The sequence below is a fragment of the Cellulosimicrobium sp. MI9406 genome, assembly GCF_040595865.1.
In the GTDB taxonomy this organism is placed as follows: domain Bacteria; phylum Actinomycetota; class Actinomycetes; order Actinomycetales; family Cellulomonadaceae; genus Cellulosimicrobium; species Cellulosimicrobium funkei.
The window spans coordinates 198,763-213,736 of sequence record NZ_JALIZI010000004.1 but is presented as its reverse complement, the minus strand read 5'-3'; the positions used below and the strand labels follow the sequence as shown (position 1 = coordinate 213,736).

Below are 14,974 nucleotides of genomic sequence, written 5' to 3'. Positions count from 1 at the left end.
CTGGCAGTCGTCGTCGGTGGTCACGTTCCCGGCTCGCCGGGTACGCCCCACCAGGGGGTGACCCGGGGCCCAGGCGAACGACCCGTCGTCTGCACAGCGTGCCGCTCCCCGGTGGTGATCCACCATCCCCCGGCCCACGGCTCGTGCGGGGCACGAGGCGTCGGGGCGGGTTGCGCCAGTCGCGACGCGATCGATCCTAACCCACGCCCCCGGGCCGCGGGAGCCCTCCGGGACGCGCGCCGTCGGGCACCCCCGTGCGGAGGTGCCCGACGGCGCGCCGCCCGCGCGGGCGGTCAGCGCAGCGCCGCGCGGCGCTTGCTGACGATGTCGAACGCGACGGCGGCGAGCAGGACCAGGCCCTTGATCGCCTGCTGCCACGCGGCGTCGACGGCCATGATCGACAGGCCCATGTTGAGCACGCCCATGATGAGCGCACCGATCATGGCGCCCGAGATGCGACCGACGCCGCCCGTGACCGCGGTCCCGCCGATGAAGCACGCGGCGATCGCGTCGAGCTCGTAGTTGACGCCAGCGCCCGCGACGCCGGCCCCGGCGCGCGACGTCGTGATGACCGCGGCGACCGCGGCGAGCACGCCCATGTTGACGAAGATGCCGAAGTCGACGCGCTTGGCGCTGACCCCCGACAGGACGGCGGCGTGCCGGTTGCCGCCGATCGCGTAGACGTGGCGGCCGAACACGCTGCGGTTGAGGACGAACGAGTACGCGATGATCAGCGCGCCGACGATGAGGAGCACGATCGGCGTGCCGCCCGCGCTCAGCGCGAGCCAGTACGTGACGACCCCGATGAGCAGGGCCGCGACGACGACCTTGACGACGTAGGCCGACATCGGCTCGACGGAGAGCCCGTGCTTGCGCAGCGCGGTCCGCGAGCGCCACTGCGCGACGGCGAACGCGACGATGCCGATCGCCCCGACGCACAGCGTGACGACGTCGAGGTCGCCGACGAACCCGAACCAGTTGGGCAGGGAACCGTTGCTGATCGCCTTGAAGCCGCCGGGCAGCCCCGCGACGGTCGTGCCGACGAGGACGATCGCGAGCCCGCGGAAGACGAGCATCCCGGCGAGCGTCACGATGAACGCGGGGATGCCGACGTAGGCGACCCAGAAGCCCTGCCAGACGCCGACGAGCGCCCCCACGACGAGCGAGAGCAGCACGGCGACGAGCCAGGGCAGCTCCCACTGCGTCATCATGATGGCGCACAGCCCGCCGACGAAGGCCACGACGGACCCGACGGACAGGTCGATGTGCCCGGCCACGATCACCATGACCATGCCGATCGCGAGCACCATGACGTAGGCGTTCTGCTGCACGAGGCTCGCGACGTTGTTGGGGTAGAGCAGGCGCCCGTCGGTGAGCACCTGGAAGAGCAGGACGATGACGAGCAGAGCCGCGACGATGCCGTACTGGCGGACGTTGCGGCCGAGGTACTCCCTGACGGCGTTCATCGGACGGTGACTCCCTTGTCCATGGTCATGTAGTGCATGAGGGTCTCCTGCGTCGCCTCGGCGCGGGCGACCTCGCCCGTGATCCGCCCCTGGCTCATCGCGTAGATGCGGTCGCAGATCCCGAGGAGCTCGGGCAGCTCGGACGAGATCACGAGGACGGCCTTGCCCGCGTCGGCGAGCGCGTTGACGATCGAGTAGATCTCGTACTTGGCGCCGACGTCGATCCCGCGCGTCGGCTCGTCGAGGATGAGGACGTCGGGGTCGGAGAAGACCCACTTGCCGAGCACGACCTTCTGCTGGTTCCCGCCGGAGAGCTTGCCCACGAGCGACTCCACCGTGGGCGACTTGATCCCGAAGTCGCGGCGGTAGCGCTCCGCGACCGTGACCTCCTCCTCGCGCTGCACGACGCCCCAGCGCGCGACCTTGCCGAGCGCGGACGCGGAGATGTTCTCGCGGATCGTCTGGATGAGGTTGAGGCCGTAGCGCTTGCGGTCCTCGGTCGCGTACGCGAGCCCGTGCGAGATCGCCTCGGCGACCGTGCGGGTGCGCACGGGGACGCCGTCCTTGTAGACGGTCCCCGAGATGCGCGTGCCGTACGCGTGCCCGAACACGCTCATGGCGAGCTCGGTGCGGCCCGCGCCCATGAGGCCGGCGAGCCCGACGATCTCGCCCGCGTGCACCGTGAGGTTCGCGTGGTCGACGACGACGCGCTCGGTGTCGACGGGGTGGTGCGCCGTCCAGTCCTCGATCCGCAGGACCTCGGCCCCGACCGACGGCTCGCGCGCCGGGAACCGGCTCTCGAGCGCGCGCCCGACCATCCCGCGGATGATCCGGTCCTCGCTCACGGGCTCGTCGCCGTGCAGGTCGAGCGTCTCGATCGTGCGCCCGTCGCGCAGGATCGTCACGCGGTCCGCGATCGCGGCGATCTCGTTGAGCTTGTGGGAGATGATGATCGAGGTGATGCCGGCCTCGCGGAACTGGTCGATGAGGCCGAGCAGGTGCGCGCTGTCCTCGTCGTTGAGCGCTGCCGTCGGCTCGTCGAGGATGAGCAGGTCGACGCGCTTGGACAGCGCCTTGGCGATCTCGACGAGCTGCTGCTTGCCGACCCCGATGTCCGCCGCGAGCGTCGCGGGGCTCTCGGCGAGCCCCACCCGCTCGAGCAGGAGGGCCGCCTCCGCGGCCGTCCGGTTCCAGTCGACGACGCCGCCGCTCGCCTTCTCGTTGCCGAGGAAGATGTTCTCGGCGATCGAGAGGAACGGGACGAGCGCGAGCTCCTGGTGGATGATGACGACGCCGCGCGCCTCGCTGTCGCGGATCCCCCGGAACTCGCAGGGCCGGCCGTCCAGGAGGACGTCGCCCGTGTACGAGCCGTGCGGGTACACCCCGGACAGGATCTTCATCAGGGTCGACTTGCCGGCCCCGTTCTCCCCGCAGATCGCGTGCACCTCGCCGCGACGCACCTCGAGCGTCACGTCCTGCAGCGCCTTGACCCCGGGGAACTCCTTGCTGATGGCGTGCATCTCGAGGATGTTCCCCGTCTCGAGCACGTTCTCGAGAACCATCCCAGCTCCTGTCTGGTCCACGGGCGGGTCGACGACGCCGCCCGGCGTTCGGGTGGTCCCGCCCGGCCCCACGGATGGCCGTGGGGCCGGGCGGGCGGGCGGGGCGGCGCGCGGCAGCCCCGCCCCGGTCACAGACCGAGCTGCTCGGCGGTGTAGAAGCCCGACCCGACGAGCCGGTCCTCGACCGTGTCGGCCGTGACGACCTCCGGCGGGAGCAGGTACGAGGGCACGACCTTGGCGCCGTTGTCGTACGTCTCGGTGTCGTTGACCTCGACCTCGCCGCCCTCGACGATCTGCTGGACCATCGTGGCGACCTGGTCGCCGAGCGTGCGCGTGTCCTTCCACACCGTCATGGACTGCTTGCCCGCGAGCATGTTCTTCACGTTCGCCTCGTCGGCGTCCTGCCCCGTGACGATCGGCCAGTCCTCCGGCGTGTAGGCCGCGCCCTCGAGCGCCTGCTCGACGCCGAGCGCGAGCGAGTCGTTCGGCGACAGGACGACGTCGACCTTCTTGTCCGTGTAGAACGAGTTGAGCCGGTTCTCCATCTCCGACTGCGCCTTCGCGGACTCCCAGCCCTGGATGCCGATCGACGCCCAGTCGTCGGCCGTCGCGGGCGCCTTGCCGGACGGGACGACGAGCTGGCCCGACTCGACGTAGGGGCTCAGCACGTCCCACGCGCCCTTGAAGAAGAACTTCGCGTTGTTGTCGTCGGGCGAGCCGGAGAACGGCTCGAGGTTGAACGGCCCGGCGCCGCCCTCGAGGCCCAGCTGGTCGACGATGAACTGGCCCTGGAGCGTCCCGACGAGCTCGTTGTCGAACGTCGCGTAGTAGTCGACGTGCTCGGAGCCGTTGATGAGGCGGTCGTACGCGATGACCGGGACGTCGTTCTCGGCCGCCTGGTCGAGCACCGGGCCGAGCGCGGTGCCGTCGATCGAGGCGATGACGAGCACGTCGGCGCCCTGGTTGATCATGTTCTGGAGCTGCGTGATCTGCTGGTCGACCTTGTTGTCGGCGTACTGCAGCGTCGTCTCGAAACCGGCCTCCTGGAGCAGGCCCTCGAGGTGCTCGCCGTCGTTGTTCCAGCGCTCGAGGCTGCGGGTCGGCATCGCGATGCCGACGAGGGTCTCCCCCGCGTCGGCGGTCGTCTCGCCGTCACCCGACTCGCTCGCCCGCTCCGCGCTGCACGCGGCGAGCGAACCGGCCAGGAGTGCGGTCCCCGCGAGCGCGGCGACCCTTCTGCGCAAGGACGTCATCGTCGTTCCCTCTCGTCGTCGAAGGCCGTGCCCCCCGTTCCCGGGCGGCACGACGGGCCGTGGCTCTCGTGCGGGCGTCCGACGTCGGACGGGACCGCTTCCACGGGCACGGCAGGGAACGTAGTCAGGGTTGAGTTCGACAGTCAAGCGCTAGGTGGCCACCTTTACCGAATTGTGTTCGAGGCTCTAACTCATCGGGTGAGCCGCGTTCCGACCCGTCCGAGAACGGGCCGAGCGTGTAATCTGCGGCCTGTGAACAGCGACCGGTCCACCCCCGGATCGCAGACCTCCCTCCGAGAAGCGAACCGACTCCGGATCGTCGACGCGATCCGTCGCTACGGAGGGCTGACCCAGGTCGAGCTCGCGGAGGCGACGGGGCTCTCGACGGCGACCGTGTCGACGATCGTCAAGGAGCTCACGGGCGCCGGGGTCGTCGACACACGCCCCACGTCTCGCTCCGGGCGCCGCGCGCAGATGGTCACGCTGGCCCGGCGGCTCGGCGTGGTGGCCGCCGTCCAGTTCGGGCGGCGTCGCCTCACCGTGGCACTCGGGGACCCGAACCGCGAGATCCTCGCCGAGCAGCACATGCCGCTGCCCGTCGACCACCGCCTCGACACGGGCCTGGACCGTGCCGCGCTGCTCGTCGTCGAGCTGCTCGAGCGCGTCGGGGCCTCCATGGACGAGCTGCTGACCGTCGGCGTCGCCCTGCCCGCCCCCGTCGACGAGGACACCGGGATGATCTCGGTGCGCGGCGTCCTGCGCGGGTGGGACGACGTCCACGTAGGCCAGGTGCTCGCCAAGCGCCTGGCCCGGCCCGTGCTGGTCGACAACGACGCCAACCTCGCGGCGCTCGCCGAGCACCAGCTCGGCGCGACCCGGGGATACCGCGACTCGATCTTCGTGCGCGCGTCGTACGGCACGGGCGCCGGCATCGTCCTCGGGGGCCGGCTCCACCGCGGCTACGCCGGCACCGCGGGCGAGATCGGCCACGTCCAGGTGGACCCGTCCGGGCCCATCTGCCGGTGCGGCAACCGGGGGTGCCTGGAGACCGTCGTCGGCTCCGACGCCCTGCTCGCGCTCGTCCGCACGAGCCACGGGGAGCTCACCCTGAACGACCTCGTCCAGGAGGCGCTCGACGGCGACCCCGGCTGCCGGCGCGTCGTCGCCGACGCGGGAGACCGCATCGGCGCCGTGGTCGCCGCCCTCGCGACCGCGCTCAACCCCCGGGCCGTCGTCGTGGGCGGCGAGCTCGCCGCGACCGGTGACGTGCTCCTCGACCCGCTGCGCGAGTCGATGCGCCGCCACCTCGTGCCCAACACCATCGCCCCGGTCGAGGTCCTCGCCTCCGACCTGGGCGCCCGCGCCGAGATCCTCGGCGCGCTCGCCCTCGCGCTCGCCGCGACCGACCTGGCCAACGACGGCCTCGCGGTCGCGCCCTCCCCCTCCACCGAAGGTGACCCGTCGTGACCTCCACCCCCGCCCCGCCGGCGCTCGCGCTGCACGGCATCGACAAGTCCTTCGGCGCCGTCCAGGCGCTCAGCGGCGTCGAGCTCGAGATCCACCGCCACGAGGTCGTGGCGCTCGTCGGCGACAACGGCGCCGGGAAGTCGACGCTCGCGAAGATCGTCGCGGGCGTGCTCACCCCTGACGCCGGCATGATCGAGTCCGACGGCGTGCCCGTCACCATCCCGAGCCCCGTGGCCGCGCACGCCCTCGGGATCGCCACCGTCTTCCAGGACCTCGCGCTGTGCGACAACCTCGACGTCGTGTCGAACCTCTACCTGGGGCGCGAGCTGCGCCGCGGTCGCGGGCTCGACGAGGTCACCATGGAGGAGACCGCGCGCCGCGTGCTCGCCGACCTCAACGCCCGCGTGCCGTCGGTGCGGGTGCCGGTCTCGACGCTCTCCGGCGGGCAGCGCCAGAGCGTCGCGATCGCGCGCACGCTGCTCGGCGAGCCCCGGATCGTCGTGCTCGACGAGCCGACCGCGGCGCTCTCTGTCGCGCAGTCCGCGGAGGTCCTCACGCACATCCAGCGGCTGCGCGACATGGGGCACGCGGTCATCCTCATCAGCCACAACATGACCGACGTGCGCGCCGTCGCCGACCGCGTCGAGGTGCTGCGCCACGGACGCAACAACGGCAGCTTCTCCGGTCCCGGCGCGAGCTACGAGGAGATCATCGCCGCGATCACCGGGGCGACGACCGGCGTCGGCGGCTCGCGCGACCGGGTGAGCGCCGGACCCTTCGGCCCGCGGGGCTGAGGGCCCCGCGACGCCCGTCAGGCGCGGGGCTCGTCGCCCACCTCGGCGGCGCCGAGGATGCGGCGCAGGTAGGTGTAGGTGAGGTCGCCGGCCGCCTTGTCGTACTGCTCCTCGTAGCCGTGCTTCGTGTACATGGCGAGGTTCTGCTTGGAGTCCTTGCCCGTGAAGACCCAGATCTCGGTGGTCTGCTCCGGCAGGTACGGCAGCACCTCGAAGAGCATCTGCGTGCCGATGCCGCGTCCCTGCATGTCGGGCGCCACGGCGAGCCGTCCGAGGGTCGCCTTGGTCTCCTCGATCTCGACGCGGACGGAGCCGACGAGGCGCGGGCCGAGCCAGGCGCCGATCGTCACGACGTCCTCGCGCGCGAGGTCCTCGCGCAGCTCGTGGAGGGTCTGGGTCAGCGGGGGGATGTTCGGGTCCTGGTACAGCTGCGCCTCGGTGACGAACGCCGCCCGGCGCAGGGTCAGGAGCTCACCTGCCTCGGCGTCGGTGACGAGGCGGGTCGTGATCTGCGCGTCGCTCATGGGCTCATGGTGTCAGACATCCGCGCGCGGTACCGCGGCGTCCCGGGTGATGTCGGGCGCCCCCGTCCGCGGGCGGGACGACGGCCGCACCCGCCGGGGTGCGCGACTACCCTCTGAGGGGTGTCCACGACTGACCCGGGCGTCGCGCCCCGCGCGACCGACGCCCCCGCTGCGCAGCCCCCGACCGACGACCCCACGCACTGGGTCCTCACGCTCTCGTGCCCCGACGGTCCGGGGATCGTGCACGCGGTCGCGGGGGCCCTCGCGCGCCTCGGCGGCAACATCACCGAGTCGCAGCAGTTCGGCGACCCGCTCTCGGGCCTGTTCTTCATGCGCGTCCAGGTCACGGCGGCCGCGTCGCGCGACGCGATCGAGCACGCCGTCGGCGAGGTCGCGGCGCGCTTCGCGATGACGTGGCAGCTCGACGTCGTGGGGCGCCGGGTGCGCACCCTGCTCATGGTCTCGAAGGCGCCGCACTGCCTCGTCGACCTGCTCTACCGCGAGCGCTCGCAGGGCATGCCGATCGACGTCGTCGGCGTCGTCGGCAACCACCGGGACCTCGAGGACATCGCGACCTTCTACGGCAAGCCGTTCCACCACGTGCCCGTGACCCGCGACACCAAGGCCGAGGCGGAGGCCCGGCTGCGCGCGCTCGTCGACGAGCTCGACGTGGAGCTCGTCGTCCTCGCGCGCTACATGCAGATCCTCTCCGACGACCTGTGCCGCGAGATGCCCGGCCGCATCATCAACATCCACCACTCGTTCCTGCCGAGCTTCAAGGGCGCGCGGCCCTACGCCCAGGCGCACGACCGCGGCGTCAAGCTCATCGGCGCGACGTCGCACTACGTGACCGGCGACCTCGACGAGGGCCCGATCATCGAGCAGGACGTCGAGCGCGTGGACCACTCCCGCCGCGTCGAGGACCTGGTCGCGATCGGCGAGGACGTCGAGCGCCAGACGCTCGCGCGCGCCGTGCGGTGGCACGCCGAGCACCGGGTGCTGCTCGACGGGCACCGTACGGTCGTCTTCCGCTGACGCCCGGGCGGCGGCCGCGCGCGGCCGCCGTCAGAGCGGCAGCTTGAATCCCTCGTGGGACTGCTCGTAGCCGAGCGACCGGTAGAAGCGGTGGGCGTCGTCGCGCCGCTTGTCGGACGTGAGCTGCGCGAGGGCGCAGCCATGGTCCCGCCCCCACGCGTGGGCCCACGCCATCATGGCCCGGCCGACGCCCTGGCCCCGCAGCCGGCGGTCCACGCGGACCGCCTCCACCAGCAGCCGGGAGGCTCCGCGGCGGGAGATGCCCGGGACCACGGTGAGCTGCATGGTGCCCACGACCTCGCCGTCACGCTCCACGACGACCAGGGCGTTGTTCGGGTCCGCGTCGATCGCGGCGAACGCCGCCTCGTGCTCCGGGCCGACGTCGCCGGTGCGGTCGCGGGCGATCGCGTCGTCGGCGATGAGCCCGACCACGCGGGGCAGGTCGGCGGCGACGGCCGCGCGGAAGGCGAGACCCGCCGTCGGGCGGACGGCGGGCCGGGGCGAGGTGGTCACGGCTCGCGACCGTAGCACCCGCCCCGCGAACAGAGCACAGGGAGCTCCCGAGGGAGAGCCGAGGTCTCCCGAGGGAGAGCCACGGTCCGCCGAGGTAGAGCCCTGGTGAGGACCAGGGCTCTACCTCGGCGTTCGGCTCAGGAGCAGGTGACCGCCTCGTGCTCGACGGTGAAGGTCGAGGTGACCTCCTCGCCGTCGACCACCGCGGTGGCGGTCACCGTGGCCTCGCCGGCCGCGACCGCCTTCTGGCGGGTCGCGAACGACTGGTAGGCGTTCTTGCCGGGCGCGACGTCCGCGACCCGCTTCTCGCCGAACGGCGTGGCGAGCCGGACGTCGACCGGCACGGCGCCGTCGTTCGTCGCCCGGACCGCGACGTACGCCTTGCCCGCGAGGCAGCGCGTCTGCACGTCGACGGACACGGGCAGCTCCGCCCCGGCCTGCGGCTGCACCAGGACGGCGACGGACCGCCCGGGGACGGTCACCGTGCCGGTGGCCGCGTCCCACGCGGTGCTGCGCACGACGTCGTCGCTCCCCTCCTGCTGCACGGGCGAGAGCACGTACTCGCGGCCCGCGAGCGCGGACAGCGGGACGGTGACCTCGTCCGGGGAGGCGTTGAAGACGGCGAGCAGACCGTCGAGCGCGGGGTCGACGTCGGTGCCGACGGTGTCGTCCACCGCCATCGCGACGACGCCCGGAACCTGGTCCGGCCCCGCACCCGGGAAGGTGACCTTCTCCCGGATGAGCTCCGGGTCGCCGAGCCGGAACAGCTCGGTCGAGTGCCGCAGCCGCAGGAGGTCCTGCGCCTGCGCCGACGCGGTGGCGATGTCGTCGGGCGACGGCTTCAGCGCCGGGTCCGCGAGGAGCGGGGCCATGAGCGGCCACTTGTCCTCGTTGTCGGCCGCCATCGGCAGGCCCTTGCCGAACCCGTTGTCCTGACCGGTCCAGTCGATCGCGTTGAACCAGTCGCCCGAGTCGTAGCTGTTGCGGTCGAGCGACTTCGACCGCAACAGGTCGGTGCCCGCGTGCCAGAACGACGGCGTCTGGGAGAGCGCCGCGGTCGCGAGCGAGACCGTGTTCATGCGCACGCGCTCGTCCATCGGCGTGTCGGCCGGGAGCTTGAGCGCGAGCAGGTCGAACAGCGTCTCGTTGTCGTGCGCGTCGACGTAGGTCACGACCTCCTCGGGCGAGTCGGCGTAGCCGGCCGGCGCCCCGCGGTAGTCGATCTCGTCGCCGCGCTTCTCCTCGCCCGTCGACGTGACGAGCGTGTAGTCGCGCAGGTTGCCCGCGAGGCCGAGACGCACGAGGTCGGTCTGGTGGCCGAGGTCGGCGAGCTCGTCCGCGGACCCGTCGTTCACGGTCCCCGGCTCCCCCGCCCGGGCGGGCTGCCCGTTCGGGTCGGTCGCCAGGCCCGTGCCGAAGCCCTGCGTGAACGTCGTGGCGCCGTCGACGGGCGAGCCGCCGTGCACCGCGTCGCGCAGCCGGTCGGAGAAGGTCCCGATGCCCGTGCCGCCGAGCTGGCCCTGCGTGGCCTGCTCGAACAGCGCGTTGCCCGCGACCTCGCCGAAGTCCCAGCCCTCGCCGTACAGGTAGACGGACTTCCCGTCGACACCGTCCTCGGCGAGCGTGAGCTCGTCGAGCGCGGCCCGGACGTCGAGCATGTTCTGCTTCGAGTGGTGGCCCATGAGGTCGAAGCGGAACCCGTCGACGCGGTAGTCCTTCGCCCACGTGACGACCGAGTCGACCATGAGCTTGCCCGCCATCGCATGCTCGGTCGCGACGTTCTGGCAGCACGTGCTCGTCTCGACGGAACCGGTGGTCGGGTTCTGCCGGTGGTAGTAGCCCGGCACGACCTTGTCGAGGACGGACTTCGCGTCCTGCCCGCTCGCGGCGGTGTGGTTGAACACCTGGTCGAGCACGACCTGCAGCCCGGCACCGTGGAGCGAGCCGACCATGGTGCGGAACTCGGCCACGCGCGCGCCGCCGTCCGCGTCGACCGCGTACGACCCCTCCGGCGTGCTGAAGTGCCACGGGTCGTAGCCCCAGTTGAAGCCGTCCTGCGCCTGCACCGCCGCGACGGCGGCCTGCTGCTCGGGCGAGTCGGGCGCGAACCCGGTGAGGTCGCCGGTCGTGGCCTGGGCCGCGCGGTCCTCGGGGATGGACGCGATGTCGAACGTCGGGAGCAGGTGCACCGTGGTGACGCCCGCGTCCGCGAGCTCGCGCAGGTGCGTCATGCCGGCCGAGTCCTTCTCCGCGAACGCGAGGTACGTGCCGCGCCGCTCCGCCGGGACCGTCTCGTCGGCGATCGAGAAGTCCCGGACGTGGAGCTCGTAGATCGTCTGGTCGACCGACCGCTCGACGACCGGGGCGGGCGTGCCCTCCCAGGCGCTCGGGCGGAACGCGGGGTCGTCGAGGTCGACGGCCACCGAGTGCGTGGAGTCGAGCGTCAGGCCCACCGAGTACGGGTCGGTGACGACGTTCGTCTCGACCTTCCCCGTGCTCGGGACGTAGACCTGCACCTCGTAGAGGTAGCGCGCGCCCTTCCAGCCGACGGCCGCGCCGCCGAGCTTCTTGTCGGCCGCCTTGCCGTCGAGGGTCCACGTGCCGTCGGCCTGGCGGGCTGCCTCGAACCGGCGCGGGTCGTCGTCGAGCGACGCCCCCGCGGGCCACGCGAGCACCGAGACGGCCTTCGCCGTCGGCGCCCACAGCGCGAACGACGCCCACTTGCCGTTGGCGTGCCACGAGACGCCGAGCTCGCGCTCGGCGGCGTCCTCGGCGAACAGGTCGTCGACGACGCCCGGCACCTGGACCCCGGTCGCGGCCGTGAGCGCGCCGTCGTCGGCCCGGGTGACGAGCAGCTGGCCCGTGAGCGCCGCCTCGACCTCCGCGCGGTCGAGCGGCTCGCCGTCGTCGAGCACGCGCAGCGCGGTGTGCCCGGCGAGCGCGGGGAACTCGGCCGCGACGTCGTCGGGCAGGCCCGACGGGTCGACCTGGAGCGTGTACGACGCCGTGCCCTCCGGGGCCTGCACCTCGCCGTCGGCGCCGCCCGGGGTGACCGAGAGCCCGCCCTGCGGGGCGGACCACAGGGTCCACTCGTCGCCCGTGCCGAGGTCGCCCGGCCAGGCGACGACGCCCTCGCGCACCCAGTGCGCGGCCTGCTGGCCGGTGCCGGGGAGCGGCGGGTTCGCGACGTCGATCGTCAGGACGTGGGACGCGAGGTCGTAGGAGAACGTGACCAGCTCGCCGTCGCCGACGGAGAACTGGTAGTTCGCCCCGTCGCGCGCGCCGCCGACGCCGTAGTTCTCGGCCCAGCTCAGGCCGTGCGCGACCTTGCCCTCGTACGCGCCGGCCGCGAGGCGGTCGGTCGACCAGGTGTAGACGCCGTCGCCGTCCGGGTCCTTGAGCCAGGACGCCAGGCAGTCGGGGGCCCACGAGCCGGGGCAGCCGACCTGGTCCTGGAACGAGCCCGCGAGCGTGACGATCGGCCCCTGCGCGGTGCTCGAGAAGTCCTTGCTCACCGGGTCCCAGTAGAACGTCACCGGTCCGCCGGCCGTCGTGTACGTCGCGTTGGTGCCGTCCTGCACACCGCCGACGCCGTAGTTCACGGTCCACGACCCGTTGATCGCGACCTTGTACTCGTACGTCCCGGCGGGGACGTCGAACGTGCCCGCGTAGACGCCGTCCGCGCGCTTCGTGAGCTTCGCGGCCTCGCAGCCCGGGGCCCAGTCGCCCGCGCAGCCCATGGCCGCGTTGTGGCTGCCGGGCACGGTCACGAGGTCGATCTCGGGCTCGGGCTCCTCGCCCACGATCCCGCTGACGTCGACCCCGACGCTCGCGAACGTGGACGCGGCGGCACGGTCGCCGTCGGCGTCGGTCGTCACCGCGCGGTACTCGACGAGCGTGCCGTCGGCGAGGCCCGCGACGTCGTGGAAGACGCGCGGCGCCGTGTCCTCCGCGGTGCCGAGCGGGTGCCACTCGGCGCTCCCGACCTCGCGCCACGCGAACGACGTCTCGGCCCACGCGTCCGGGTCGACGGTGGCGGTCACCGGCGCGACGCCCGTGACCGCTCCCCCGGCCTGCGGCACGGTGAGGGCGATGTCGCCCGACGAGTCCGCGCCGACCTCGCGGTCGGCCCGCAGCACGACCGTGCCCGTCGCCGGGACGGTCAGCGTGACGACGCCGTCGGCGTCGGCGGTGACGGGGGCGGCCTGCTCGCCGTAGAGCACCTCGTACGAGGCGCCGGGCGTGAGGGTCGTGAACGTCGCCGTCCGCTCCTGCGCCGCGTTGTTCAGTGCGACCAGGTGCTCGACCTTCTCCTCTCGGTCGACGCGGCTGAACGCGTACACGCCCGCGCCGTTCTCGACGTAGCGCTCCACCTGGGCGCCGTCGGCCAGCGCCGGGTGCGCCTCGCGCAGCGCGGCGAGCTCGGCGATGTGCGCGTAGAGCGGCGCGTCGGTACCGAAGCGGTCGACGCTGCCCGCCTGCTCGCCGGTGACGAGCGGCTGGTCGGCGTACTCGTCGACCTGGGTCGCGAACAGGGTCTGGCGCGCGTCCTTGTCGCCGCCCTTCCCCGCGAAGCCCTGCTCGTCGCCGTAGTACACGACCGGCTGCCCGCGGGTCAGGTACATGAGGTCGTGCGCGAGCTCGTCGCGCGCGAGCGGGTCGTCGGTGCTCGCGAGCATGTACCCGACGCGGCCCATGTCGTGGTTGCCGAGGAACGTCGGCAGCGCCTGCGCGTTCGTCGTCGGCGTCGTGTACATGTCGTCGCTCGCGAAGAGCGACGCGAGGCCCTTGGCGCTGTTCCCGCTCGCGAAGCTCGTCGCGGCGGACTGGAACGTGAAGTCCAGCGTCGAGCTCATGTCCGTCTTGCGCACGTAGGGCGAGAGCTTCGCCGCGTCGGCGTCGTACACCTCGCCGAACATGAAGAAGTCGTCCTTGCCCTGCGCGTGCGCGTAGTCGAGGACCTCGGTGGTCCACGTCTCCCAGAACTCGAAGTTCACGTGCTTGACGGTGTCGATGCGGAAGCCGTCGATGCCGAGGTCGATCCAGTCCTGGTAGACGTCGACGAACCCGTCGACGACCGTCGGGTGCTCGGTCATGAGGTCGTCGAGGCCGTCGAAGTCCCCGTACGTCACGGACTCCCCGGTCCACGTCGAGTTGCCGCGGTTGTGGTACAGCGTCGGGTCGTTGAGCCAGGCCGGGACCTTGAGGTCCTCCTTGCCCGCGGGGACGACCGGCGTGTACGGGAACGACGTCGCGGCGTCCAGCGCCGGGAAGTCGCCGGTGCCCGCGTGGTCCGCCGGGTCGAACACGGTGCCCTCGGCGTCGCGGTACGGCGACGTGGCCTGGTCGACGTACGAGTACTGCTTCTCCTCGTAGTCGATCACGTCGGCCGTGTGGTTCGTGATGATGTCGAAGTAGACCTTGATGCCGCGGTCGTGCGCCTCGTCGATGAGCGCCTCGAGCTCGGCGTTGGTGCCGAGGTGCGGGTCGATCTGCGTGAAGTCGGTGATCCAGTAGCCGTGGTAGCCCGCCGACGCGTCGGCGCCCGTGCCCTGGACCGGCTGGTTCTTGAACGACGGCGTGAGCCAGATCGCCGTCGTGCCGAGGCCCTCGACGTAGTCGAGGTTCTGCCGCAGGCCCGCGATGTCGCCGCCCTGGTAGAAGCCCTTGTTCGTCGGGTCGAACCCGGAGACGAGCGGGTCGTCGCCGAGCCCCGCCGTGTCGTTCGACGGGTCGCCGTTCGCGAACCGGTCGGTCATGACGAAGTAGAAGCGTTCGTCCGACCCGGGCTGGCGCACGGGGGGCACCACGAGGTCGGCGTCCTGCGCCTCGTCGTAGCCGCCCGCGAGCCCGAGCGGCGTGAGCGCGATGCGGTGGGTCGACTCGTCGAACGTGACGCGCACGGTCGCGTCGCCGCCGAGCACGAGGGGCGCGTTGTCCTGGCCGCCCTCGCGCCCGTACGCCTCGTCCCACGCGTCGTCGTAGGCGACCTTGTACTCGTAGGTGCCCGCGGGCACCTCGAAGTCGGCGGACCAGATGCCGGCGGCGTCGGTGGGCGCGAGCTCGGTCGCCGCGCACGCGGGGTCCCAGTCGGCGGGGCAGCCGAGCTCGGACTGGAGGTCGCCCACGAGGGCGAGCGTGCGCTCGTCGGCCCCCGCGGCGGGGGCGGCGAACGCGGCGAGCGTGACGCCCGCCAGGCCCGAGGTGGCGAGCGCGACGGCGGTGACCGACGCCGTCGTGCGGGCCCCGCGCGTGCGGCGGGGCGTGGTGTCGGATGGGTGGGGCGACGGTGTGCGCGGGACGCGGCGACGTCGCGGCGTGGAGGTCATGAGGACTCCCTCGTCCGGTGGCTGGTGCGGG

9 protein-coding genes and 1 riboswitch are annotated in these 14,974 nt (G+C 72.4%); of the genes, 3 read left to right on the top strand and 6 right to left on the bottom strand.

Translation table 11 applies throughout. The features are described 5' to 3' along the window. Nucleotides 1-60: 60 nt before the first annotated feature. Nucleotides 61-193, bottom strand: a riboswitch (ZMP/ZTP riboswitch). 100 nt (nt 194-293) lie between these two features. From mmsB to chvE, 3 genes are all read right to left on the bottom strand, one after another. Further along, the gene (mmsB, locus tag MT994_RS09125; protein ID WP_021482570.1) at nt 294-1,466 is read right to left on the bottom strand and encodes a multiple monosaccharide ABC transporter permease; all 1,173 of its coding nucleotides are present in this window, start codon (nt 1,464-1,466) and stop codon (nt 294-296) included. After that, a complete protein-coding gene (mmsA, locus tag MT994_RS09120; RefSeq protein ID WP_021482571.1) occupies nt 1,463-3,028 on the bottom strand; it encodes a multiple monosaccharide ABC transporter ATP-binding protein in 1,566 nt (521 codons plus the stop codon). The genes mmsB and mmsA overlap by 4 nt, the downstream gene beginning before the upstream one ends. A gap of 128 nt (nt 3,029-3,156) precedes the next feature. After that, a complete protein-coding gene (chvE, locus tag MT994_RS09115; protein ID WP_021482826.1) occupies nt 3,157-4,281 on the bottom strand; it encodes a multiple monosaccharide ABC transporter substrate-binding protein in 1,125 nt (374 codons plus the stop codon). A 252-nt stretch (nt 4,282-4,533) separates the two neighbouring features. On the opposite strand from chvE, the gene MT994_RS09110 reads away from it, so the two are divergent. Together MT994_RS09110 and MT994_RS09105 are read left to right on the top strand one after the other, a co-directional pair. Further along, nucleotides 4,534-5,748 carry an ROK family transcriptional regulator gene (locus tag MT994_RS09110; protein WP_251177644.1) on the top strand — a complete coding sequence of 405 codons (1,215 nt, stop codon included), beginning with the start codon at nt 4,534-4,536 and terminating at the stop codon, nt 5,746-5,748. Beyond that, nucleotides 5,745-6,542: an ATP-binding cassette domain-containing protein gene (locus MT994_RS09105; RefSeq protein WP_194522219.1), complete on the top strand. Its 798-nt coding sequence runs from the start codon at nt 5,745-5,747 to the stop codon at nt 6,540-6,542. Before MT994_RS09110 ends, MT994_RS09105 begins: the two co-directional genes overlap by 4 nt. Before the next feature lie 17 nt (nt 6,543-6,559). Here MT994_RS09105 and MT994_RS09100 read toward each other — a convergent pair whose 3' ends face one another. Next, on the bottom strand, nt 6,560-7,066 hold the full coding sequence (locus tag MT994_RS09100; RefSeq protein ID WP_021481782.1) for a GNAT family N-acetyltransferase: 507 nt from the start codon (nt 7,064-7,066) through the stop codon (nt 6,560-6,562). 120 nt (nt 7,067-7,186) lie between these two features. Between MT994_RS09100 and purU the strand changes: the two genes are divergently transcribed. Further along, nucleotides 7,187-8,101 carry a formyltetrahydrofolate deformylase gene (gene purU, locus MT994_RS09095; RefSeq protein ID WP_076405130.1) on the top strand — a complete coding sequence of 305 codons (915 nt, stop codon included), beginning with the start codon at nt 7,187-7,189 and terminating at the stop codon, nt 8,099-8,101. Nucleotides 8,102-8,131: 30 nt separating this feature from the next. On the opposite strand, the gene MT994_RS09090 is transcribed toward purU, so the two are convergent. Both MT994_RS09090 and pulA read right to left on the bottom strand, forming a co-directional pair. Then, nucleotides 8,132-8,614: a GNAT family N-acetyltransferase gene (locus tag MT994_RS09090; protein WP_354805965.1), complete on the bottom strand. Its 483-nt coding sequence runs from the start codon at nt 8,612-8,614 to the stop codon at nt 8,132-8,134. Nucleotides 8,615-8,751: 137 nt separating this feature from the next. Next, a complete protein-coding gene (pulA, locus tag MT994_RS09085) occupies nt 8,752-14,943 on the bottom strand; it encodes a pullulanase-type alpha-1,6-glucosidase (RefSeq protein WP_354805963.1) in 6,192 nt (2,063 codons plus the stop codon). Nucleotides 14,944-14,974 lie beyond the last annotated feature (31 nt).

Bases quoted from the DNA above. Each gene is read 5' to 3' on its own strand.
- mmsB (WP_021482570.1), bottom strand. From the start codon at position 1,466: ATGAACGCCGTCAGGGAGTACCTCGGCCGCAACGTCCGCCAGTACGGC.
- mmsA (WP_021482571.1), bottom strand. From the start codon at position 3,028: ATGGTTCTCGAGAACGTGCTCGAGACGGGGAACATCCTCGAGATGCAC.
- chvE (WP_021482826.1), bottom strand. From the start codon at position 4,281: ATGACGTCCTTGCGCAGAAGGGTCGCCGCGCTCGCGGGGACCGCACTC.
- MT994_RS09100 (WP_021481782.1), bottom strand. From the start codon at position 7,066: ATGAGCGACGCGCAGATCACGACCCGCCTCGTCACCGACGCCGAGGCA.
- pulA (WP_354805963.1), bottom strand. From the start codon at position 14,943: ATGACCTCCACGCCGCGACGTCGCCGCGTCCCGCGCACACCGTCGCCC.